This window comes from Nocardia sp. NPDC051833 (genome assembly GCF_040681225.1).
Taxonomy (GTDB): domain Bacteria; phylum Actinomycetota; class Actinomycetes; order Mycobacteriales; family Mycobacteriaceae; genus Nocardia.
In genome coordinates this window covers 3,448,764-3,469,966 of sequence record NZ_JBFAYK010000001.1, presented here as the reverse complement: position 1 = coordinate 3,469,966, position 21,203 = coordinate 3,448,764, and the positions used below count along the sequence as shown (strand labels likewise).

The window sequence follows — 21,203 nt, the reverse complement described above, 5'->3', positions numbered from 1 at the left end:
GATTCCACCTCACCCATCACCGGAACTCGTCGCCCCGTCACCACGGTCACGGCTCAGGACACCGACGGACGCGGGTCCCCGAGCACCAGTACGACTTCGGCCGGGCCGGGGTTGCCCGGCGCGACCTCGTCGGCGATCAATGCCTGCAGGTCGTCGAGCCCGGCGGTGTCGACCGCCTCGAGACCGGCCCGATCGCCGAACAGGTGGCTCACCCACTCCTCCGCCAGTACCGCCGACAGATCGTCGCCCGCCGCGGGCGCCAGCACCATCGACGCGCCGGCGACACCGGCCGCGACCGGCTCGACGAGCACGGCGAAGCTGTCCGCCGCGCCGTTGCCGAAGGTGCGCGACTCGAAGGTCAGCGCGGCGTCGGCGCGCACGCGCGCACCCGCCGTGGCGAGTTCGTCGTAGCTGCGGACACCGTCGACGCCGACGAAGGCCGGGTCGCCGCCGCGCAGCGCCCTGGTGCGGTCGGCGTAGGTCACCGGGCGGGCCGACTGGGTCGACAGCTCGGTGCGGATCGCCGGATCGTCCAGGACCACCCACTCGAAATCGCCGTCCGGCGTCGCGCCCGCGGTGATGCCGATCTTGGCGGCCGGTTCGGTGGGCGCCGCGCCGACGCCCGGCGCGGGCAGCACCGCGGCACCGGACTTGAGCACGGCCCAGACCGCCACCGCCCAGTCGACACCGCGCGGAAGATCAACGGCCACACCGGCACCCGGCCCGAAGCCACGGCCGATCAGCAGCCGCGCCAACCGCGAGGAGCGGGTGTCGAGCTGTTCGTAGGTGAGCGAGTCGTCGCCCCAGACCAGCGCCGGCCCGTCCGGATCGTCCTCGGCCGCGGCGGTGAACGCCTGCGCCAGCGTGGTGCCGCCCGACGGCGCGACCGGTGCCGGCGTCTGGGTGGCGCCCGCGAGCAGCCTGGCCCGCTCCTGCTCGTCGAGGATGTCGATATCGCCGACCCGGATCTGCGGATCGGCGGCCACCGCGGTCAGGATGCGGGCGAAGCGCGCGCCGATGGTGCGCACCGTGGCCTCGTCGAACAGGTCGGTGGCGTAGTTGAACAGCGTGACCAGCTCGTCCGGCGCGCCCTCGGCGGTGAACCGGGGCTCGACGTCGACCTGCAGGTCGAACTTCGCCGCCACCGCGGTCTCCAGCGCGGTCACGCTGAGACCGGGCAGTTCGAGCGCGGCCGCTTCGTTGTTGCTGAAGGTCAGCGCCACCTGGAACAGCGGATTGTGCGCGCTGCCCTTACCCGGCGCGACCACCTCGACGACCCGCTCGAACGGCAGGTCGGCGTGCGCGAAGGCACCCAGGTCGGTCTCGCGGGCCAGATCCACCGCCTCGTCGAAGGACCCGGCCGGGTCCAGCGCGGTGCGCAGGGTCAGCGTGTTGACGAACATGCCGACCAGCTCGTCGAGCGCCCGCTCACCACGCCCGGCGACGGCGGTGCCGATGGCGATGTCGGTGGTGCCCGAGAGCCTGGCCAGCAGCACGGCCAGCGCCGCGTGCACGACCATGAACAGCGACGACTTGTGCTCGCGCGCGAGGTGATTCAGTTGCGCGTGCACCTCGGCGGGCAGCCGCAGCTCGGTGGTGGCGCCCCGCAGCGTCGGCGTCGCGGGTCGCGGGCGGTCCTGCGGCAGCTCCAGCAGCGGCGGCACGCCGGCCAGCTGAGTCCGCCAGTAGTCGAGCTGCGCGGCGGCGACCGAGTCCGGCTCGTCGTCGGCGCCGACGACCGCGCGCTGCCAGAGCGCGAAGTCGGCGTACTGCACCGGCAACGGCGTCCAGGCCGGGGCCTGCTGTCCGGCGCGGGCGACGTAGGCCGTCATCAGGTCGCGGGCCAGCGGGGCCAGCGACGCGCCGTCGGCGGAGATGTGGTGCACCACGAACACCAGCAGCCAGTCGGCCGCCGATCCGTCGGTGAGCAGCCGCGCCCGCACGGGCACTTCCCTGGTCACGTCGAAGCCGGCCTCGGCCAGCGCGGCGGCGCGGGCGAGCACCTCGGTCGTGGTCTCCACCTCGAGCCCGGCGGGCAGCACCTCGGCGACCGGCAGGATCTCCTGGACCGCGGTGCCGTCCTGTGACGGGAAGCGGGTGCGCAGCGATTCGTGGCGGGTGAGCACGTCGGTCACCGCGGCGTCGAGCGCGGCCACGTCGAGCGCGCCGGTCAGCCGGATGGCGAACGGGATGTTGTAGGAGCCCGACGCCGGATCGAGCTGGTTGAGCACCCACATGCGCTGCTGGGCCAGCGACAGCGGAATCCGTTCCGGCCGTGCGGTGGCCACCAGCGCGGGCCGGGCCGCCGCGCCGCCGACCGCGCCGACCCGCGCGGCCAGCGCGGTGACGGTCGGCGCTTCGAACAGGTCGCGAATGGTCACCTCGGCGTCGAGCGCCTCGTTGATCCGGGCGATCGCGCGGGTGGCCAGCAGCGAGTTGCCGCCGAGCGCGAAGTAGTCGTCGTCGGCGCCGACGCGCGCCATGCCGAGCAGCTCGGCGTAGACGCCCGCCACGATCTCCTCGGTGGGCGTGGCCGGTGCGCGGAACTCGCCCGCGGTGAACGTCGGCGCGGGCAGCGCCTTGCGGTCGAGCTTGCCGCTCGGGTTCAGCGGGAACGCATCCAACTCGACCAGCGCGGCCGGAATCATGTACGCGGGCAGCGAATCACCGATCGAGGCGAGCAGGGCCGCCTGCTCGATCCGCTCCCCCGGCTTGGGCACCACGTAGGCGACCAGCTGTTCACCGGCGGGCGAATCGGCGACGACGGCGACGGTCTGGCTGACCGACGGCTGCGCCAGCAGCGCCGTCTCGATCTCGCCCAGCTCGATGCGCTGTCCGCGGAACTTCACCTGGAAGTCGGTGCGGCCCAGGTATTCCAGGACGTGGCCGTCGTCGGTGGGCGTGCGCCAGACCACCAGGTCACCGGTGCGGTACATCCGCGCGCCGGGCGTGAACGGGTTGGCCACGAAGCGATCCGAGGTCAGATCCGGCCGGGCGACGTACCCGCGCGCGAGCTGATCGCCCGCCAGGTACAGCTCGCCGACCACTCCGGCGGGCACCGGCCGCAGCCGCGCGTCCAGCACGTAGACCTGGGTGTTCCACTGCGGCACGCCGATCGGCACCGAGCCGCGATCGGTCTCGCCCGCGGGCCAGTAGGTCACCGACACCGCGGCCTCGGTCGGGCCGTAGAGGTTGTGCACCTGCGCGGGCGAGACCGCGCGCAGCGCGGCGACGGTCTCCGGCGGCAGCGCCTCACCGATGGCGAACACGTCGCGCAGGGTGGGGATGGCGCCGGGCGTGGTGTGCGCGGCGAACACCGTGAGCATCGACGGCACGAAGTCGGTCATCGTGACGCCCTGCGCCGCAATGGTTTCGGCGATGTAGGCGGGATCGCGATGGCCGTCGTGGGTCGCGACGACCAGCTTCGCTCCGGTGCGCAGCGGCATGAAGTAGCCCCACAGCGACACGTCGAAGGTGGTCGCGGTCTTCTGCAGGTACACGTCACCGGGCGCCAGCGGGTACTCCGCCAGCATCCACGCGATCTGGTTGTCGATCGCCCGGTGCGAGACCGCGACGCCCTTCGGGCGGCCGGTGGAACCGGAGGTGAAGATGACATAGGCCGGGTGCTGCGGCAGTACCGGGCGGACCAGCTCGGCCGGGCTCAGCGGCGCACCCGAGAAGTCGTCCAGCGCGACGGTGTCCATGGTGATCACCGGCGTCGACACCGGCACCTCGACGGCGTCGGCGGTGGTGGTCAGCACGCACACCGGCCGCGCGGTGTCGAGGATGTGCGCGATCCGCTCGGCCGGATGATCCGGATCCAGCGGCACGTACGCGCCACCGGCGGTGACGATCGCGTACATGCCGACGACCAGATCCAGCGACCGGCGCACCGCCAGCCCGACCAGCGACTCCGCGCCGACCCCGCGCCGCACCAGCAGCCGGGCCAGCCGGTTCACCCGCTCGTCGAACTCGCGGTAGGTCAGCTCGGCACCCTCGAAGGACAGGGCGATCGCGTCGGGCCGCGCCGCGACCGCGGCGCGGTAACCGTCGAGCAGCAGCGCGGGCGCGAGCTCGTGCTCGGTGTCGTTCCACCGCTGCAGGATTCGCTCGCGCTCGACGGTTTCGAGCAGCTCGATCGCGCCGACCGGGCGGGCCGGATCGGCCACGACCTCGGCCAGCAGGCGCACCAGCCGGTCGGCGAACCCGGCGACCGTGGCCTCGTCGAAAAGGTCGGTGGCGTAGGTGAACGCCGCCGACACCCCGCTCGCGACACCGTCGGTCTCCAGCGGGACGAGGGTGAGCTCGAGGTCGAACTTGGCGAACGGCACGGCCAGATCGACACCGGCGACCGTGAGGCCGGGCAGCGTCAGTTCGGCGCCCGCGAGGTTCTGGAAGGTGAGCATCACCTGGAACAGCGGGTGGCGCGCCATCGACCTGGCCGGGTCGAGCAGCTCGACCAGCCGCTCGAACGGCACGTCGGCGTGCCCGAAGGCGGCCACGTCGGTGCCGCGGACACTGCCGAGCAGTTCGTCGAAGCTGCGGGCCGGGTCCACCTCGGTGCGCAGCACCAGGGTATTGACGAACATGCCGATCACGTCGTCGAGCACCGCTTCGCCACGACCGGCGACGGGGGTGCCGACGGCGATGTCGGTGGTGCCAGACAACCGCGCGAGCAGCACGGCCAGCGCGGTGTGCACGACCATGAACAGCGTCGAATTGTGTTCGCGGGAGAGCCGATCCAGCGCGGCGTGGGTGTCGGCGTCGATCCGGAAGTCGTAGCTCGCGCCGCGGTTGCTCATCGCCGCGGGGCGGGGCCGGTCGGCGGGCAGGTCCAATTGCTCGGGCAGCCCGGCCAATTCGTCACGCCAGAACGAGATCTGCTGGGCCAGCAGCGAATCCGGGTCGGACTCGGCGCCGAGCGTGGCCCGCTGCCACAGGGTGAAGTCGGCGTACTGCACCGGCAGCTCACGCCAGGCGGGGGCACTGCCGCGCAGCCGGTCGGAGTAGGCGGCGATCAGGTCGCGGGTCAGCGGCGCCATCGAGAAGCCGTCGGCGGCGATGTGGTGCACCACGCACAGCAGCACGTGTTCCTCGGCGCCGAGGCGGAACAGCCGCACGCGCACCGGCGGCGCGACCGCGACATCGAAACCGGCCACCGCCTGCTCGGCGATCAGGCCGGGCAGCTGCTCGGGTGTCGTGTCGACCAGCTCGACCTGCGGGACGGCACGCGGATCACCCACCGGCAGCACCAGCTGCACGGCGTCACCGTCGACCTCCGGGTAGATCGTGCGCAGCACCTCGTGCCTGCCCACCAGGTCGGCGACCGCGGCGCGCATGGCGGCCACGTCCAGCTCGCCGGACAGCCGCACCGGCAGCGGAATGTTGTTGGCGCCGCTGGCCGGATCGAAGCGGTTGAGGAACCACATCCGCTGCTGCGCGTAGGACAGCGGAATCTGCTCGGGCCTGGTCTGCGCGGTCAGCGGGTTGCCGGTGCCCGCGCCGACGTGCGATTCGACCCGCGCGGCCAGCGCCGACACCGTCGAGGCCTCGAACACCAGCTGCACCGGCACCCTGGCGTCGAGCGCGGTGCCGATCCGGGCCACGGCCTGGGCGGCCAGCAGCGAGTTGCCGCCGAGTTCGAAGAAGTCGTCGTCCGCACCGACCTTCTGGTTGTCGCCCGACACCAGCAGCGCCGCGAACACCTGCGCGACGATCTCCTCGATCGGGGTGCTCGGCGCACGGAACTCGCGGGCGGTGAAGGTGGGCTCCGGCAGGGCCTTGCGATCGAGCTTGCCGACCGGGGTCAGCGGGATCTCGTCGAGCAGCACGATCGCCGCGGGCACCATGTACGCGGGCAGCAGACCCGACAGGTGGTTGGCCAGGTCGGCCGGGGTCACCGCGGCGCCCGCGCGGGGCAGCACGTAGGCGACCAGCGAGGTCACGCCGTTGGTCAGGGTGCGGCCGAGGGTGGCCGCGAAGTCGACGTCCGGATGGGTGGTCAGCGCGTTGTCGATCTCGCCGAGCTCGATGCGCAGGCCGCGGATCTTGACCTGGAAGTCGGACCGGCCCAGGTACTCGAACTCACCGGAAGTGTTGCGGCGCACGAGGTCACCGGTGCGGTAGAGGCGTCCGCCGGGCGCGCCCGCGTCGGCGCCGAACGGGTTGGCGACGAAACGCTCGGTGGTGAGCTCGGGACGGTCCAGGTAGCCCTGGGCCAGCGCGGGCCCGGCCAGGTACAGCTCGCCGACGACACCGGCGGGCACCGGGCGCAGCCGCGCGTCCAGCACGAAGGCCGCGACGCCCGGGATCACCGAACCCAGTGTCACCGCTTCGCCCGCGGTCATCTCGCCGGTGGTCACCATGACGGTGGCCTCGGTGGGACCGTAGGCGTTGAACACCGAACGGCCCTGGGCCGCCCAGCGATCCACCAGTTCGGGGCCGAGCTTGTCACCGCCGGTGACGACCACGCGCACGGTGTCGACCCGGGTGGAGTCGACCGATTCGAGCGCGCCGGGGGTGATCAGCAGGTGCGAGACCTGTTCGCGGCGAACCAGATCGGCGAGTTCGTCGCCGCCGAACACGGTCGGCGGGACCACGACCAGGGTCGCGCCCGCGGTGAAGGTGAACAGCATCTCCATCAGGGAGAAGTCGAAGCTGGGCGAACTCAGGTGGGTCACCCGTGAGCCCGCGTCGACGCGGTACTGCCTGCCCACCGCGGCCATCGTCGACAGACCGGCCTGGGTCACCACGACGCCCTTGGGCAGACCGGTGGAACCCGAGGTGTAGATGACATAGGCCGGGTGCTGCTCGTCGAGCGTGCGCACCCGGTCGCTGTAGGAGATGGCGTGCGCGGGCTGGGCCGCGATCCGCGCCGCGACGGCCGGGTCGTCGAGCTCGAGCCACTCGGTCGATGTGCCGAGGGCGGGCCGGTGCGCGGTGGTGGTGACGCCGAGGACGGCGCGCGAGTCGGTGACGATGTGGGCGATGCGCTCGGCCGGGTAGGCCGGGTCGATCGGCACGTAGGCGGCACCGGACTTGGCCACCGCCCAGACGCTGAGCACCGATTCGATCGAGCGGGTGATCGCGACGGCGACGATGTCGCCGGGGCCGACGCCGCGGGCGATCAGTTCCCTGGCCAGCCGGGAGGATTCCTCGTCCAGCGCGCGGTAGGTGAGTTCGCGCTGGTCGGCCTGGTCGCCGGTGGGGTTGAACCGGATGGCGGTGGCGTCGGCGGCCGATTCGACGGCGGCCGTCAGCAACTGACCGAATGTCGGACTGCTCGACCGGCGACGGCGGTTACCGCGGGCAGAACGACGGGCGGTTTCCATTCGGGTTCATTCACCTCTCATCGAGCATGGACGCGCCGATAGCCGCCCCGTGCAGATCGAGCCATCATATCGAGCGACCACAGACCGGCCGAACGTCGTGCCGACAGCCCCCGATTACGGGGCCCCCGGTTCCACGGGCCCTGAGGAGTATCGGCCCGTCGATCAGGCGTGTTGCCGGATCACACAGCAAAGTGACGGGGCTCATACTGAACCACCGTCACTCGGCTTTCGCGGAGAAGTCCGCGACTCGAAAAACTCAGTGCGCGGACGGGCCCCACTCGAGCGGCACGCCCTTGGCGGCGAGGTAGGGAATGGGGTCCATCTTGCCGCCACCCTGATCCCAGATCTCCAGGTGCAGGTGCGGGCCGGTGGACTGGCCGCGGTTGCCGACGGTCGCGATGACATCGCCCGCGTTGACCCGCTGGCCCTGGGTCACCAGCATCTCGTTGACGTGGCCGTAGACGGCGGTGGTGCCGTCGTCCTGCAGCACGCGGACCCACAGGCCGAAGCCGGAGGCCGGGCCCGCCTCGATGACGGTGCCGCTGGACACGGAGTGGATCGGGGCGCCGATCGAGTCGGCGAAGTCGACGCCGTAGTGCATGGCACCCCAGCGGGCGCCGAAGCCGGAGCTGATCGGGCCCGCGACCGGACGGGCGGCCTGCGGCGGCGCGACCTGGTGCTGGATGCCCTGGATGATGTCCTCGACCTGGGCCAGCGGGCCCGCGATCTCGGGCGGCAGGTTGCCGATGCCGAACGGGGCGGCGACGGGGGCCGCGATCGGCGCGGCGACGGCGTCGACCTGCCCGGGCGCCTCGGCGGGCGCGGTGACCTGCTTGGCGGCGACGAAGTTCACGTCGGCGGCCTGGCGAGCGGAATCGGGGACGACGGATTCCTCGACGTCGTCGTTGTGCGTCGGTAGCAGCGGGGCCGCGTAGGCGATCGTCGGAGCGATCGAGGCTGCGGTGCCGACGATGGCGCCCGCGGCGACCGCGGCGCTGGCGGCGACCCGCATCCGGTCGGAACGCGACGGTTCGGCGCGGTGCCGGCTCGGGCGCCCGGCGCCTCCGTCACCCAGCAGGGCCTTGACGGAGATGGATTCGGGGCCCATACGGTGCTGCGACAAAGTCTCGTCCTAGCGTCCGACAACAAGGAAACGAAACCGGCTTGCGACCGGCCCGGAATCCGCCTGAGCGGTTCCCGCCACCTCACCGTGTGTAACGGTTCGGCATCCGTTGTGACGGGAACTCTACCCCGTCGTGATCATTCCGCAACCTTCTGTATCGAACTCGCAGGTGGGAGGCCCATCGCACAGTAACGATCCCGTTGCCGAGTCGGTCACACGCGCCTATCCGGGCGCCGCACCCGGCGCCGACCGGACAGACTCGGGACATGGTGATCGAGAGTTTGCGTGTCCCCATCGTCGCCGCGCCCATGGCGGGCGGCCCGTCCACCCCGGAGCTGGTGGTCGCCGTCTCGAACGCGGGCGGGTTCGGCCAACTGGCCGCCGGCTACCTCGCGCCCGCGGCGATGGCCGACCAGATCGCGGCGACCAGAGCCGCGACCGCCGCGCCGTTCGGCATGAACCTGTTCGCACCCGGCCCGGTCGCCGAGCCGGCGACCTACGCGGCCTACCTGGCCGAACTCGGCGAGGAGTACCCGCTCGGCACGCCAAGGCACGACACCGACGGCTGGGCCGAGAAGATCGATCTGCTGGTCGCCGACCCGGTCGCGGTGGTGTCGACGACCTTCGGCTGCCCCACCGCCGTCGAGGTCGACCGGCTGCACGCGGTCGGCACCGAGGTCTGGGTGACGGTCACCTCCCCCGCCGAGGCGGCGATCGCCATCGACGTGGGCGCCGACGCGCTCATCGCCCAGGGCGCCGAGGCGGGTGGGCACCGCGCGAGCTTCCTCGACGATCCCGCCGACGACCAGGTCGACCCACTGAGCCTGCTGGCCCTGCTCCAATTGCTCACCGCGAGCACCGACCGCCCGATCATCGCCGCCGGCGGCATCGCCACCGGCGCGGGCCTGGCCGCGGTGCTCGCCGCGGGCGCGGCGGCCGGGCAGCTGGGCACCGCGCTGCTGCGCTGCGCCGAGGCGGGCACCAACGCCGCGCACCGCGGCGCGATCGGGTCACCGGAATCGACGATGCTCACCCGCGCCTTCACCGGACGACGTGCGCGCGGAATCCGCAACCGTTTTCTTCGGGAGCACACCGCCACCGCCCCCGCCGCGTACCCCGAAATTCATTACGCCACCGCACCGTTGCGGGCCGCCGGACGGGCCGCGGGCAACACCGACGATGTGAATCTGTGGGCGGGGCAAACGCATTCACTGGCGACCGAGCTATCGGCAGGCGAACTGATCGCGGACCTGGCCGCCGACGCGAAAAGCGCACTACGGAAAGCACTTTCAGAATGAATCCAGGGTTATTGACAACGGATTTCGTTTAGACTCGAAGGGGCATCGCATCCCGCCGACCACCACCAAGCAGGAGGAGAGCGCCATGTCCCTCGATGTTCCCGCAGCATTGCTCGAGCGCGCCGAACAGGGCGATATCGACGACGCCGAATTCGTCGAATGCGTCCGCACATCACTGCCCTACGCCTGGGAAGTGGTGAGCCGGGTAGCCGGCGACCTGCGGGCGGGCGACGCGGAATTCGCCGACAACGTGGTGCCGCCGCCGGACGAGGTCGCTCGCGGCCAGCTGCTGCGCGCCCTGGCCTCCGACGCGATCCGCGGCGGGCTGGAACGGCACTTCGGCGTGAAACTCGCCTTCCAGAACTGCCATCGGGTCGCGGCGTTCCCGCTCTCGGCGGTCGGCGGCGAGACCTACAGCCGCTACATCAGCCCGCGCGCCCAGCTCCTCAACCAGAGCCCGGAACTCCGGAACTGTTGAGCACCAGCGTTTCTGTCGACAACTGAATATCGACAACTGCATCGCACAACAGGATCCGACAACAGAACAAACAACTGAACAGAAACGGCGGGCGTGGAAGCGATTCCACGCCCGCCGTTGTTCGTCCGGGGGATCAGCCCACAGTCGTCACGTCCAGCTCGCCCTCGGCGTACTGCGCGCGCAGCCGCTTCTTGTCGAACTTGCCGACGCTGGTCTTGGGCACCTCGGCGATGAAGGTCCAGCGCTCCGGCAGCTGCCACTTGGCGAACTTGTCGGCCAGGAAGTCGCGCAGTTCGACAGCCTCGGCGGCGGCGCCGTCGGCCAGCACGATCGCGACCAGCGGGCGCTCGTCCCACTTCTCGTCCGGCACACCGATCACGGCGGCCTCGGCGACGGCCGGGTGGCCCATCACCGCGTTCTCCAGGTCCACCGAGGAGATCCACTCGCCACCGGACTTGATGACGTCCTTGGAGCGGTCGACCAGGGTGAGGTAGCCGTCGGGGCTGATCTTGCCGACGTCGCCGGTGCGCAGCCAGCCGTCGTCGAACTTGTCCGGGTCGATCTCCGCGCCGGTCGGCGAGTAGTAGGAGCCGGTGATCCACGCGCCGCGGACCTCGAGCTCGCCGAGCGACTCACCGTCGTTCGGGACGACCTTGCCGTCGTCGCCGACGAGCCTGGCCTCGACGTTGGCCGGGAAGCGGCCCTGGGTGTAGCGGTAGGCCCAGGCCTCGTCGCCATCGACACCGGCGGGCGCGTGCGCGACGCTGCCCAGCGGGGAGGTCTCGGTCATGCCCCACGCGTGCAGGATGCGCACGCCGTGCTTCTCCTCGAACGCGCGCATCATGGCGGGCGGCACCGCGGAGCCACCGACGACGGCGGTGCGCAGGTGCGAGATGTCCTGCGGCTGCGCGGCCAGGCCGGCCAGCACGCCGCCCCAGATTGTCGGCACGGCGGCGGCGAAGGTCGGCTTCTCGGCCGCCATCATCTCCAGCAGCGGGCCCGGCTGCAGGAAGCGGTCCGGCATCAGGATGTTCGCGCCCGACATCAGCGCCGCGTAGGGCAGGCCCCACGCGTTGGCGTGGAACAGCGGCACGATCGCGAGCACGTAGTCCGAGCCCTGGAAACCCATGCCGTTGGGCTGATTCACCTGCATGGCGTGCAGCCAGTTGGAGCGGTGCGAGTAGACGACGCCCTTCGGGTCGCCGGTGGTGCCGGAGGTGTAGCACATGGCGGCGGCCGACCGCTCGTCCACGACCGGGAAGTCGAATTCGGCGGGCTGGCTGTCGAGTAGCTCGCGGTAGGAGTGCACCTGCACGCCCTCGGGCGCGGTCAGCGCGGCCGCGTCACCGTTGACGACGATCACGTGCTGCACGGTCTTCAGGTTCGGCAGGTACTGCGCGAACAGCGGCACCAGGGTGCCGTCGACGAGCACGACCTTGTCCTCGGCGTGGTTGGCGACGAAGACCAGCTGCTCCGGGAACAGGCGGATGTTGAGCGCGTGCAGCACCGAGCCCATCGCGGGCACCGCGATGTAGGCCACCATGTGCTCGTTGTTGTTCCACATGAAGGTGCCGACGCGGTCACCCTCTTCGACGCCGAGACCACGCAGCGCGTTGGCCAGCCGCGCGGCATCCGCGCCGAGCTCGCGGAAGGTCATGGTGCGCACACCGTCGCCAGTCCAGGTGGACACGGTCGAATTGCCCTGGAAGGTGGCGGCATAGTTGAGCAGTTTGGCCAGCGACAGCTGGTCGTCCTGCATGGTGCTCAGCATCGAAAACTCCTTCGGTCCCGCCGCGGCATGAGCCACGTCACAAGCGGATGCTACCGAAGGGAGAGCGGGCGGCAACCGTTTCCCGGCGTAACTTTTCCTGGTGAACGGTGTGTTCAGCGTCAGCCCTCTTGCGCCCGGTGCGGTGGCTGCGCGTCGGGTCCGCGATGATGCGCCGGCACGCCCGGACCCGCGTGCTCGGCGTTGTACACCGCGTCGAGGACCAGTTGGCGGACATGATCGTTCTCCAGGCTGTAGAAGATCGTGGTGCCCTCGCGCCGGGTCCGCACCAGGCGGGCCATCCGCAACTTGGCCAGATGCTGCGACACCGACGGCCCCGGCTTTCCGACCGCGGTCGCCAGTTCGTTCACCGACAATTCACCGTCCGCCAGCGCCCACAGCACCTGGACCCGGGTCGGATCGGCCAGCATCCGGAAGACCTCGACGACGAGTCCCACCTGGTCGTCGGCCAGCGGCGCGCGGCCCGGTCCGCCGTCTGCGTTCATGCGCAGATGATAGGCCCGCTCAGCGCAGGGCGAGGTCGGCCAGCGCGGTCCAGTCGGCCAGCACCTGCTTGCGCCGCACCCGGTCGCGCCCGACCATCTCGTCGAGGGTGGCGCCGCGGACCAGGTTGATGGTGAGCCAGAAGGTGCTCTCCAGCCGCTCGCGGGTGATGGCCGGGTCGATCAGCCCGGCGCAGCGGTCGAGCAGCTCGACGGTCAGCTCGTGCTGGAACCGCAGCATCTCGCGGCGCAGCGGCGGATCGTTGGCGATGCCGACGTAGAGCTCGACGGCGGCGCGACCGAGCTGCCCGGCGAACGTCGCGGTGACCAGTTCGACCAGCACCGCGCCCGCCGCGCTGTCGCCGGGCAGGGCTTTCGCCTTGCGCTGCATGGCCTCCCGCTGCCGCTCGGTGAGATGACCGATGGTCTGCGCGAACAGCTCGCTCCTGGTGTGGAACTGATGCAGCTGCGCGCCCCGGGTGACCCCGGCCCTGGCGGTGATGTCGGCGATCGAGGCGCCCGCGTAGCCGACCTCGGCCAGGCTCTCGATCGCGGCATCGAGCAGCAGTGTCCGCGTTCGCAGACTCTTCTCCTGATGCTTGTTCGGTGGCAGCTCGGGCATCGACCCAGTATAGGGGGTGGAAATTCCGTGCTGCCTTGCACGCAATTCAATGCTGGACGTACTGTGTCGAGCATGGCTGTTGACCGGATGCTGCCCACCGACGAAGCGCGCGAGCTGATCGAGCTGACCCGCGATATCGCCGACAAGGTGCTCGAACCGCGCGTCGCCGAGAGCGAGAAGACCGGCGTCTTCCCCGACGGCGTCTTCCCCGCCCTCGGCGCGGCCGGGCTGCTGAGCCTGCCGTACCCGGAGGAATTCGGTGGCGGCGCGCAGCCCTACGAGGTGTACCTGCAGGTGCTCGAGGAGTTGGCGAGCCGCTGGGCCGCCGTCGCGGTCGCGGTGAGCGTGCACGGCCTGTCCTGCCACCCGCTGTTCACCTACGGCACCGACGAGCAGAAGCAGCGGTGGCTCGCGGGCATGCTCTCCGGCGAAACCATCGGCGCCTACAGCCTGTCCGAGGCACACGCGGGTTCCGACGCCGCCGCCCTGCGCTGTCGCGCCACCCCGGTCGACGGCGGCTACCGGCTCACCGGCACCAAGGCGTGGATCACCAACGGCGGCCGCGCCGACTTCTACACCCTGTTCGCCCGCACCGGCGAGGGCTCGCGCGGCATCTCCTGCTTCCTGGTCCCCGCCGACACCGCGGGCCTGAGCTTCGGCAAGCCCGAGGAGAAGATGGGCCTGCGCGGCATCCCCACCACCACCGCCGCCTACGACGACGCCTTCCTGCCCGCCGAACGCCGCGTCGGCGACGAGGGCCAGGGCCTGTCGATCGCCTTCAGCGCCCTGGACGCGGGCCGCCTCGGCATCGCCGCGGTGGCGACCGGCGTCGCCCAGCGCGCGCTCGACGAGGCCGTCGCCTACGCCAAGGAGCGAGAGGCGTTCGGCCGCAAGATCATCGACCACCAGGGCCTCGGCTTCGTGCTCGCCGACATGGCGGCCGCCGTCGACACCGCCCGCGCCACCTACCTCGACGCGGCCCGGCGCCGCGACGCCGGTCTCCCGTACTCGCGCCAGGCCAGCGTCGCCAAGCTGGTCGCCACCGACGCCGCGATGAAGGTGACCACCGACGCGGTCCAGGTCTTCGGCGGCTACGGCTACACCCAGGACTTCCCGGTGGAGCGCTACATGCGCGAGGCCAAGGTCATGCAGATCTTCGAGGGCACCAACCAGATCCAGCGGCTGGTGATCGCCCGCCACCTCGCGGGGTGAGCTACCCCGCAACGCGCTGATCAAGCAGCCTCAGCCCGATCCGGCAACCGGCCAGTAAACTGGACGGCGTCTCGAGACCTCGGGCGAAAGAGGTGCGCGATGCTGTGGTGGTTGATCGTGATCGTCATCGTGTGCGTGGTGGCACTGCTGTATCTGCGCGCCGAGCAGAACAAGCGGAACGCGCGCGAACTCGACGAAGCGCAGGCCGACGCGCGAGTGACGATCGAACGGCTCGGCGGCCAGGTGTACCAGCTGTCGCCGCGCAACGAAGCGGCCCGGCAGGCGCTGGCCGACGCCTCCGAACGTTACAACGCGGCGGGCGGGCAGATGGACAGGGCGAACTCACCCGCCCAGGCCCGCCTGGCCAAGCAGACGGCGATGGAAGGGCTGTACTACATCCGGGCTGCGCGCACCGCGATGAATATGGACCCGGGCCCGCCGGTACCGGCCCTCGATGGTCAGGACATCGCGGGACAGGTCGACGAGCTACGGGTCGTCGAGCACAACGGCCGCCGCATCGCGGCCTCCCCCGCCCCGTCCCAGGGCACGCCGAACTACTACCCCGGCGGGCGGGTGGCAGGTCGGCCGGTCCCCGCGGGGTGGTATTCGGAGCCGTGGTGGAAGCCCGCGCTGATCGCCGGCGCCTGGGGCGCCGGTTCGGCACTGCTGTTCACGACATTGTTCGCCGGGATGTCCGGAGTCGGCTACGACGCCCAGGCCTTCGAGGACGGCACCGGCGAGGCGGCGCTCGACCAGGATGCCGGTCAGGGCGAGGTCGGCCAGGATCCGGGGTACGACCCGGGTCAGGATTCAGGTGGGTGGGGCGGCTCCGAGGGTTTCGACGGTGGTGGATACGACAGCGGCGGGTTCGACGGCGGCGGACTCGACTCGTTCTGAACCAGCCGGTGGTCCGGGACCGGCTCTGGCGCCGCCGAGATAGCCGGGGCCATGGTGGGTGAGGGGTGTCTCGCGGTGGTGAGTCGGGTTGTGGTCGTCCGGGGCTCGGCCGTCGACGCAGTTCACGTGATGCCGGTGCCGACCGTCGGCGCGACTGATCGCCGGCTCGGCCCGGATGCCGGGGAACAGCCGGTGGACCCCGGCGACCAGGTCACTTCGATCCGCCCAGGGCGCACCGCGCACAGATAGACCGACCTGCGCCGGAATCTGCCAGAGTCCGCCTGGGCCGAGGTCGATCGCATCAACGCCGACCTGGCCTCGCTCGATCCCGCCGAACCCGATCCGGCCAGAGTCGATCGCACCGAGGCAGACCGGTCCGCCGGCCCCGATCGGCAGCTGACCCAGCCGACTGTCAACCGCCAACGGCCTCGATCCACCCTCGATCCCCGCCCGGGCAACTCCCGCATCCCGGGCCGACTCCGCCGGACCATCCCTGACGGTCGACCCAGAAGGCCCGGCCCCCGTCGCCGTCCCGCCCTCGCGCGTCGGCAACGTACGACAGCCCGCAATCGATAGCTCGGCCCCGATCGGCTGCCCTGCACCTGCCCCGGCCGCCGACTCCACAGCAACGCCCTCGGCCAGCCCCGCAGGTCCAGCCCCGACCGTCGACTCGGGAGGAGCACCCTTGATCGTCGGCTCCGCGGAATCGCCCCCGGCAGGCGGGTCGGCAGGCTCGGTTCTTGCACGGGGTCGGGGCGGACCGTCCTTGGATGCCGGTTCGGCATAGCCAGGTCCGGGGCCACTCTCGGTCGACGGCTCGGGCGGCTGGGCTTCAGCCGCGGGCTCGGATGAATCGACGCCGGGAGCGGGCTGGTCAGGGTCGGCCTGGTGCGGTATTGCGATGCCGAATGTGCTGAGCAGCGACAGGATCGGCTCGATCGGCGATGGGCTCGCCGGGAGGATCCGGTCCAGCGCAGGGCTGGTGACGGCCAACGGCGTTCCGGGTTCCGAGGGCGGATTACCTTCCGCTGTCGCGTCTTCCGTGGTGGATCGTCCGAGGTCCGCGTCGACGATCGACGGTGACCGATGCGGACCGAACGCGGTGGCCAGTGTGCTGGGCGGGGCGGCCGGAGTGTGGTCGTCGGCGGCGGCCACGCCGGCCACCGACAGGGCGGCGAACACTAGGCCGGCCAGCAGCCCACCACGAATGAACCCGGCTGCGCGCATCACACACTCCTTCCTTTCTCGTCAGGGCTGGTTTCGACGGACCACGCTCAGCTAGGCGTCCGACATTCCGTCAACTCCCCCGCGTCCCGCCGCACCTGCTTGGACGCGGGTAGCCGCTGGGCGACGACCCGGATCCGCGGGTTCTCGTTCTCGATCTGCTGCGCCGAGGCGGCGAGCAGATCCCTGGCGACGCCGCGCAGCCGGTCGGTGTCGGCGAGGTCGACGCCACCCATCTCGCCGGCCCGCACCCGGTCCGCCTGTCCGAGCCGATCGAAGAGCCCGACCAATTCGCCCTGCGCGGAACGCCATTCGTCGGGGAACAGATCCGGGATCGGCAACCGGTGCGCGGAGTCGCGCGCGCCGTCGGCCGCGGCGGCCCGGCCACCGAGGATCGTCGCGGCCACGTCGCGGTACTGCGCGGGGGTGAGTGTCCCGGCGTCGCGGTCGGCGGCTTTCAGGTCAGCGCGATATCGCGTCTGCAAAGCACAGACGGACCGATAGAACGCGAGCATCGTCGATTGCGTCACCGCGCTCGCACCCTCGATCTCCTCGGTCCGCGCCGCGGCCGCCCGATCCGCCTGCGCCGACGGCGAATCCGCATCGACCAGCCCACCGTCGACCGCGCACCCGGCCAGCCCGACGCACACCGCCGCGGCCAGCACGAGCGCCCTCACCACCTGCGCACGTCGAGCACCGTCTTCGACACGAACAACCCCGGCGGCTCGACGCGACTCAGCGCGCCGTGCCGCCGTAAGCGGAACCCCACAACCATGACCACGTACTCCTCGAGCGAAGGCAGAAAGTCATTGCGTGCACGAATGCCCGGCCGGCCGGGCGGAAACCACCGGGAACGCTAGAACACCGAAACCCCACCTCAGGGGCCCACACCCGTTTCAGATCAGCGTGTCGCCGGGCCGCGCGCCAGGATGGGTGGATGTTCTTCGAAGACCTCAGCGAGTACACCTACGAAGACGAGGATTCGTTCATCGATATCGAGTCCGGCTACAAGGGCGCCTGGTTCCGCCCTGCCTACACCCGCCTGAACGTCGGCTGGCTGGAAGTCGGCCACCCGTATCCGACCGGAACGGTCCCGCACGAGTTCGTCGAGAAACTACACGCCGTGCAGCGAGTCCAGATGATGAACTACTGCCTCGGCCTGCACGCCTGCGACCTGTGCCCGGCAGCGGAGGCCCCGGAGCACTCCGGCGAGGTCCGCATCCCCGCCGCCCCGGGCACCGCCTACGCCGCCCCATCCATGATCCGGCACTACATCACCACCCACGCCTACCGCCCACCCCAACCCTTCATCGACGCCGTCCTCGCCATCGACCTCACCACCTGGCCCACCGCCCGCTGGCCCGACCTCCCCTTCCCCTGGATCCCCGCCGACGCCGAACGCCAGCTCGACTAGCCATCCCCAGCTTTGCTTCCCCGTACCCCCCGCACGCTATACTCGGCACGGTCGAACCGGGCCCAACCCGACCCCGACCAACCCCGCCTTCGTAGCTCAGGGGATAGAGCACCGCTCTCCTAAAGCGGGTGTCGCAGGTTCGAATCCTGCCGAGGGCACAAACCTGCGACACTGGTTTCTCAGGTCAACGGCCCCTTCGTCCCGTTGCGAACCCGCCGATTGTGATGACCACGACCGGTTGTTCCGGGCCGCGCGCGAGATCGGGCACAGCGCTCGTGGCCATCTGGCCGCCACCGGTTCCGACTCCCCTCCCCGTCCCAAGCCTGGTCGGCAGTCCGGCTCGAAGTTCGGCGTCGATGACAGCCGGGTCACAATCGAATGGTGACATTCACAGCTCCATTTTCGCTGAACCATTTCTTGAGCTCGAGACCCGCGAGAACTATAGCCGATTTCACTCCGACATCCACTGGACCAATTATGGACCCCGAAGCGCCTGCCACCGAACATCCGCCCATTCGTGCGTCCGAAAAGTCTGTCGAAGAAAACTCGCAGCCTCGCAGATCGGCGGATCCGAGATCGGCAGCCGCAAAGCTTGCGCTCCGCAAGTCAGCACCAACCAGATTTGCACGCCGGAAGTCCGAATCCTCGAAGACCGCGCCCTGAAGGCGGGCATCACAGAAAATACCACCAGATGCCGAACAGCCACGCCCTTCGACTTTACGGAGATCGCTACGACTGAAATCAGCACTACGCAAATCGGCCGAAATCATCCACGCTGTATACAGATCCGCATCGGATACACATGCCGAAGTCAGATCGGCCCCATTCAAGGACGCGCCCTCCAAGAACAAACCCGATACATCAGAGCGGGAAAGGTCCAGACCGTCCCCATCGAAGAGATTGGATGCCGACATCGACATCGACACCGGTGGCAACTGATCCAGGTAGAGCCCCAGAGCCGCTCGAGCCGCAGGGCCAGAAGGCCAACGCTTGACATCGCTCCTGGTCCGGCCATAAATCAACTGCCCCATACCACTTTTTCTTCCCACCCGGGATGTTCAGAAACTAGTTGTTCCAATCGCGCACGCCGCGCTGGCGACATTCCGTTCGATGTGCCTCGCCGAGGGCACACTTTCGCGAGTTCTTTCCACATCAGACCGGCATCGCGGGCGAGGAGATCACGGCACAGCCCAAAGTCGCCGAACCCATAGACGGTCGAGGTTGTCCGAGATCTGCTCGGCGCCGGGCGGCAGGGCGATCGAGTGCGCAGCTTCCCAGACTTTCGCCATTACGGAACGGACCGTGTCCTGCGCTACTCGCGGTGCCAGCCCCCACGAGCGCGCTTCGGCCACGAGGTCGCTTTCGTCGACAGAGTCGATACTGCTGCGGCCGTTGATGATGTGGCCTGTGCCTTTGAATCGAGGATCCAGGTACATGACCGGGGCGGAATCGTACAGCGGAGCGAGTGATACCTCGCCGCGGCGGCCGAGCAGCAGCGAATAATTCTTCGAATGGGCATCGCCGTTGCCTATGATCACGTTGAAGGTCACGGCCGACAGCAGATCAACGCGGAACGCCTGGGGATCGATCGCACGGTCAGCCGCCACCGACGCGAGTCGGCGCAGTCTGGACCCGAGACGTCCGAATTCGGTAGTACTTTCATACTTCGCGTCGGGGTCCAGTCCGAGCGCCTGGCAGAAGTCCTCCTGATGCAGCCTGCCCCCGCCGTCGGCCCGGTCATAGCGGGCAACGACGAGAGCTCTACGCCCGTCGAAGGATTCGACAGTGGTCTGTGCGGCGCTGAGGCCCGCGGCATCGGCGACCGACATTGCCCAGTGCTCGGCCTGGATGAGATGGGGCACGGCTGCGCCACCCAACGGCTCGGGTTTGACGATGTGTGACGACGCCGCGCCACCCTCGGGCCATCCCCAGGAACCGTCCGGTTGCGCAACCAGCAGCACCTTGTCCTGAATTCCGGCAAGCGATGCTTGCGGCACTGCTCCCTCGGGGAGGTGGTAGGTAGGGAGATCGGCGACAAGGCGGTTCACTTCGTAGTCGGCAAGTTTTCTGATCGTTCCGGCGGACGGCGTTTCCCCTTCGGGGAGGAACTGCACCGCACCCGCGCACTCGGCGCCCACTGCTCGCAATAGTTCCAGCTTATCGATTGCGGTGACCCCGAGACTCGCAGCGAGATACCGACGGAGGTTACCTTCGGGAAGGAGTCCTTCCAGGAAAGCCGCCACAGGTCGACGACCCCCCGCCGCGTCAGTGATCGCCTTGGTATCGAAGGGCAGTGCGAGCGAGAGCACCCTCGCTCCCTGACCGAAGACATCCAGCGCCTCATCGGTGAATTCGAGCCTGTACCGATAGGTGCTCGGTTCGATGAGGTGGGCGACGTGGCACCCGTACAGCCACACATCCAAACCCGGAGCCTTTTTGCGGGCCATCAGGTCACCGTCCCTCGACGGTGACCCGGCTGAACTTGGGCACGACCACAGCCTCGTAGCCGCACTCGGAAAGTGCCCGGATAGCCGTTTCCATGCTGACCGCGCCCCCGCGTTCCAGCCGCGACACGGTCATCCTCGTGACGCCGAGCCGCTCGGCAAGTTCCGATTGGTGCAGTCCCCGTCGCTCCCGCGCGCGGCGCACAGCCTGGCCGAATTCGACCGACGTGACAGCCCGCATCTGATCCATATAGCGATCATAGCGCGCAAACGTAATAATGATCCATATACCGATCATCCACGGACATAGGCCAGAAGATCTTTATATGAATCATGACCCGAACCAGCCGGAAGAACCAGCGGCACCCCCACCGCTGGCGATCTTCGACCAGGTGCGGTCTGACAACATCCAGCTCAACGGGCTGGGCGGTGACCCAGCGGTTCATGGCCGGCGCCACGATGAGGAAACCACCGCCCACGGCCCGGACGTCCTCGGCCGAAGATACGCACCCGGACCAGCTCGACTCGGACATCGGAATCTAGGGGAGTCGGTCGGTCGAGCCCTCCGGTGCGCGGTCTTGTCGCGCGGTGATCGCTACTTCGAACCGCTGAGGCTGGCGGAACCCGCGCTCAGCAGTTGCAGGACGTTCTGAAAGAAGTCGCAGCCGCCCGGCGCGCCGACCGGCCATTCGTAGCAGGCCGCGACGGGGGCGACCGGGGCGGGAGCGGCGGCGTTCGCGGCCGCGGCGGGGGCAAGGGCGAGCGCGCCCGCCAGTGTGCAAACAGCGAGTGATTTCTTCACCGGAGGTACCTTCGATCTGATGCTGTCGAGCTGTTCAACGCAGCGTGAACCGCGGGGACAACGCTATTGCGGCGGTGGCGTTGACCC

Annotated in this window: 15 protein-coding genes and 1 tRNA gene; 6 read left to right on the top strand and 10 right to left on the bottom strand. The window is 69.8% G+C overall.

What is annotated here, in order from left to right; genetic code table 11:
* Nucleotides 1-53 precede the first annotated feature (53 nt).
* Nucleotides 54-7,262, bottom strand: a complete 7,209-nt coding sequence (locus AB0L91_RS15840) for an amino acid adenylation domain-containing protein (RefSeq protein WP_365010496.1) — start codon at nucleotides 7,260-7,262, stop codon at nucleotides 54-56.
* A gap of 325 nt (nucleotides 7,263-7,587) precedes the next feature.
* Complete coding sequence (locus AB0L91_RS15835) at nucleotides 7,588-8,454, bottom strand: M23 family metallopeptidase (RefSeq protein WP_365010494.1); 867 nt, start codon at nucleotides 8,452-8,454, stop codon at nucleotides 7,588-7,590.
* 266 nt (nucleotides 8,455-8,720) lie between these two features.
* On the opposite strand from AB0L91_RS15835, the gene AB0L91_RS15830 reads away from it, so the two are divergent.
* Together AB0L91_RS15830 and AB0L91_RS15825 are read left to right on the top strand one after the other, a co-directional pair.
* Nucleotides 8,721-9,752, top strand: coding sequence for a nitronate monooxygenase (locus tag AB0L91_RS15830; RefSeq protein WP_365010492.1), 1,032 nt, complete (start codon nucleotides 8,721-8,723; stop codon nucleotides 9,750-9,752).
* A gap of 85 nt (nucleotides 9,753-9,837) precedes the next feature.
* Nucleotides 9,838-10,230 carry an SCO5389 family protein gene (locus AB0L91_RS15825; protein ID WP_218720750.1) on the top strand — a complete coding sequence of 131 codons (393 nt, stop codon included), beginning with the start codon at nucleotides 9,838-9,840 and terminating at the stop codon, nucleotides 10,228-10,230.
* A 133-nt stretch (nucleotides 10,231-10,363) separates the two neighbouring features.
* On the opposite strand, the gene AB0L91_RS15820 is transcribed toward AB0L91_RS15825, so the two are convergent.
* The 3 genes from AB0L91_RS15820 to AB0L91_RS15810 all read right to left on the bottom strand — a co-directional run bounded on the left by AB0L91_RS15820 (nucleotide 10,364) and on the right by AB0L91_RS15810 (nucleotide 13,123).
* Nucleotides 10,364-12,001 (bottom strand): long-chain fatty acid--CoA ligase, encoded by a 1,638-nt coding sequence (locus tag AB0L91_RS15820; protein WP_355271196.1) that lies wholly within the window; start codon nucleotides 11,999-12,001, stop codon nucleotides 10,364-10,366.
* 119 nt (nucleotides 12,002-12,120) lie between these two features.
* Nucleotides 12,121-12,504 carry a metalloregulator ArsR/SmtB family transcription factor gene (locus tag AB0L91_RS15815; RefSeq protein WP_355271195.1) on the bottom strand — a complete coding sequence of 128 codons (384 nt, stop codon included), beginning with the start codon at nucleotides 12,502-12,504 and terminating at the stop codon, nucleotides 12,121-12,123.
* 19 nt (nucleotides 12,505-12,523) lie between these two features.
* Entirely contained in the window at nucleotides 12,524-13,123 is a 600-nt protein-coding gene (locus AB0L91_RS15810; RefSeq protein ID WP_365010487.1) for a TetR family transcriptional regulator, read from the bottom strand.
* Nucleotides 13,124-13,195: 72 nt separating this feature from the next.
* Here AB0L91_RS15810 and AB0L91_RS15805 point away from each other — a divergent pair, with 72 nt between their 5' ends.
* Together AB0L91_RS15805 and AB0L91_RS15800 are read left to right on the top strand one after the other, a co-directional pair.
* Nucleotides 13,196-14,335, top strand: coding sequence for an acyl-CoA dehydrogenase family protein (locus AB0L91_RS15805; RefSeq protein WP_355271193.1), 1,140 nt, complete (start codon nucleotides 13,196-13,198; stop codon nucleotides 14,333-14,335).
* A gap of 99 nt (nucleotides 14,336-14,434) precedes the next feature.
* The gene (locus AB0L91_RS15800; RefSeq protein ID WP_355271191.1) at nucleotides 14,435-15,232 is read left to right on the top strand and encodes a DUF1542 domain-containing protein; all 798 of its coding nucleotides are present in this window, start codon (nucleotides 14,435-14,437) and stop codon (nucleotides 15,230-15,232) included.
* 1,274 nt (nucleotides 15,233-16,506) lie between these two features.
* Here AB0L91_RS15800 and AB0L91_RS15795 read toward each other — a convergent pair.
* A complete protein-coding gene (locus AB0L91_RS15795) occupies nucleotides 16,507-17,136 on the bottom strand; it encodes a hypothetical protein (protein ID WP_365010484.1) in 630 nt (209 codons plus the stop codon).
* 257 nt (nucleotides 17,137-17,393) lie between these two features.
* Here AB0L91_RS15795 and AB0L91_RS15790 point away from each other — a divergent pair, with 257 nt between their 5' ends.
* Both AB0L91_RS15790 and AB0L91_RS15785 read left to right on the top strand, forming a co-directional pair.
* Nucleotides 17,394-17,870: a hypothetical protein gene (locus AB0L91_RS15790; protein WP_365010481.1), complete on the top strand. Its 477-nt coding sequence runs from the start codon at nucleotides 17,394-17,396 to the stop codon at nucleotides 17,868-17,870.
* 85 nt (nucleotides 17,871-17,955) lie between these two features.
* A tRNA-Arg gene (locus tag AB0L91_RS15785) sits at nucleotides 17,956-18,028 on the top strand.
* 210 nt (nucleotides 18,029-18,238) lie between these two features.
* On the opposite strand, the gene AB0L91_RS15780 is transcribed toward AB0L91_RS15785, so the two are convergent.
* The 4 genes from AB0L91_RS15780 to AB0L91_RS15765 all read right to left on the bottom strand — a co-directional run bounded on the left by AB0L91_RS15780 (nucleotide 18,239) and on the right by AB0L91_RS15765 (nucleotide 21,116).
* Nucleotides 18,239-18,901 (bottom strand): pentapeptide repeat-containing protein, encoded by a 663-nt coding sequence (locus AB0L91_RS15780; protein ID WP_365010479.1) that lies wholly within the window; start codon nucleotides 18,899-18,901, stop codon nucleotides 18,239-18,241.
* 147 nt (nucleotides 18,902-19,048) lie between these two features.
* Entirely contained in the window at nucleotides 19,049-20,317 is a 1,269-nt protein-coding gene (locus AB0L91_RS15775; RefSeq protein ID WP_365010476.1) for a HipA domain-containing protein, read from the bottom strand.
* 4 nt (nucleotides 20,318-20,321) lie between these two features.
* Nucleotides 20,322-20,564 carry a helix-turn-helix transcriptional regulator gene (locus AB0L91_RS15770; RefSeq protein WP_365010474.1) on the bottom strand — a complete coding sequence of 81 codons (243 nt, stop codon included), beginning with the start codon at nucleotides 20,562-20,564 and terminating at the stop codon, nucleotides 20,322-20,324.
* A 345-nt stretch (nucleotides 20,565-20,909) separates the two neighbouring features.
* Entirely contained in the window at nucleotides 20,910-21,116 is a 207-nt protein-coding gene (locus AB0L91_RS15765; RefSeq protein WP_365010471.1) for a hypothetical protein, read from the bottom strand.
* Nucleotides 21,117-21,203: the final 87 nt, after the last annotated feature.

What these genes read in the sequence shown, in the direction of transcription:
- AB0L91_RS15830 (WP_365010492.1), top strand. Translation starts at nt 8,721, where the DNA reads ATGGTGATCGAGAGTTTGCGTGTCCCCATCGTCGCCGCGCCCATGGCG.
- AB0L91_RS15800 (WP_355271191.1), top strand. Translation starts at nt 14,435, where the DNA reads ATGCTGTGGTGGTTGATCGTGATCGTCATCGTGTGCGTGGTGGCACTG.
- AB0L91_RS15775 (WP_365010476.1), bottom strand. Translation starts at nt 20,317, where the DNA reads ATGGCCCGCAAAAAGGCTCCGGGTTTGGATGTGTGGCTGTACGGGTGC.
- AB0L91_RS15815 (WP_355271195.1), bottom strand. Translation starts at nt 12,504, where the DNA reads ATGAACGCAGACGGCGGACCGGGCCGCGCGCCGCTGGCCGACGACCAG.
- AB0L91_RS15780 (WP_365010479.1), bottom strand. Translation starts at nt 18,901, where the DNA reads ATGGGGCAGTTGATTTATGGCCGGACCAGGAGCGATGTCAAGCGTTGG.
- AB0L91_RS15790 (WP_365010481.1), top strand. Translation starts at nt 17,394, where the DNA reads ATGTTCTTCGAAGACCTCAGCGAGTACACCTACGAAGACGAGGATTCG.
- AB0L91_RS15770 (WP_365010474.1), bottom strand. Translation starts at nt 20,564, where the DNA reads ATGGATCAGATGCGGGCTGTCACGTCGGTCGAATTCGGCCAGGCTGTG.
- AB0L91_RS15825 (WP_218720750.1), top strand. Translation starts at nt 9,838, where the DNA reads ATGTCCCTCGATGTTCCCGCAGCATTGCTCGAGCGCGCCGAACAGGGC.
- AB0L91_RS15810 (WP_365010487.1), bottom strand. Translation starts at nt 13,123, where the DNA reads ATGCCCGAGCTGCCACCGAACAAGCATCAGGAGAAGAGTCTGCGAACG.
- AB0L91_RS15820 (WP_355271196.1), bottom strand. Translation starts at nt 12,001, where the DNA reads ATGCTGAGCACCATGCAGGACGACCAGCTGTCGCTGGCCAAACTGCTC.
- AB0L91_RS15805 (WP_355271193.1), top strand. Translation starts at nt 13,196, where the DNA reads ATGGCTGTTGACCGGATGCTGCCCACCGACGAAGCGCGCGAGCTGATC.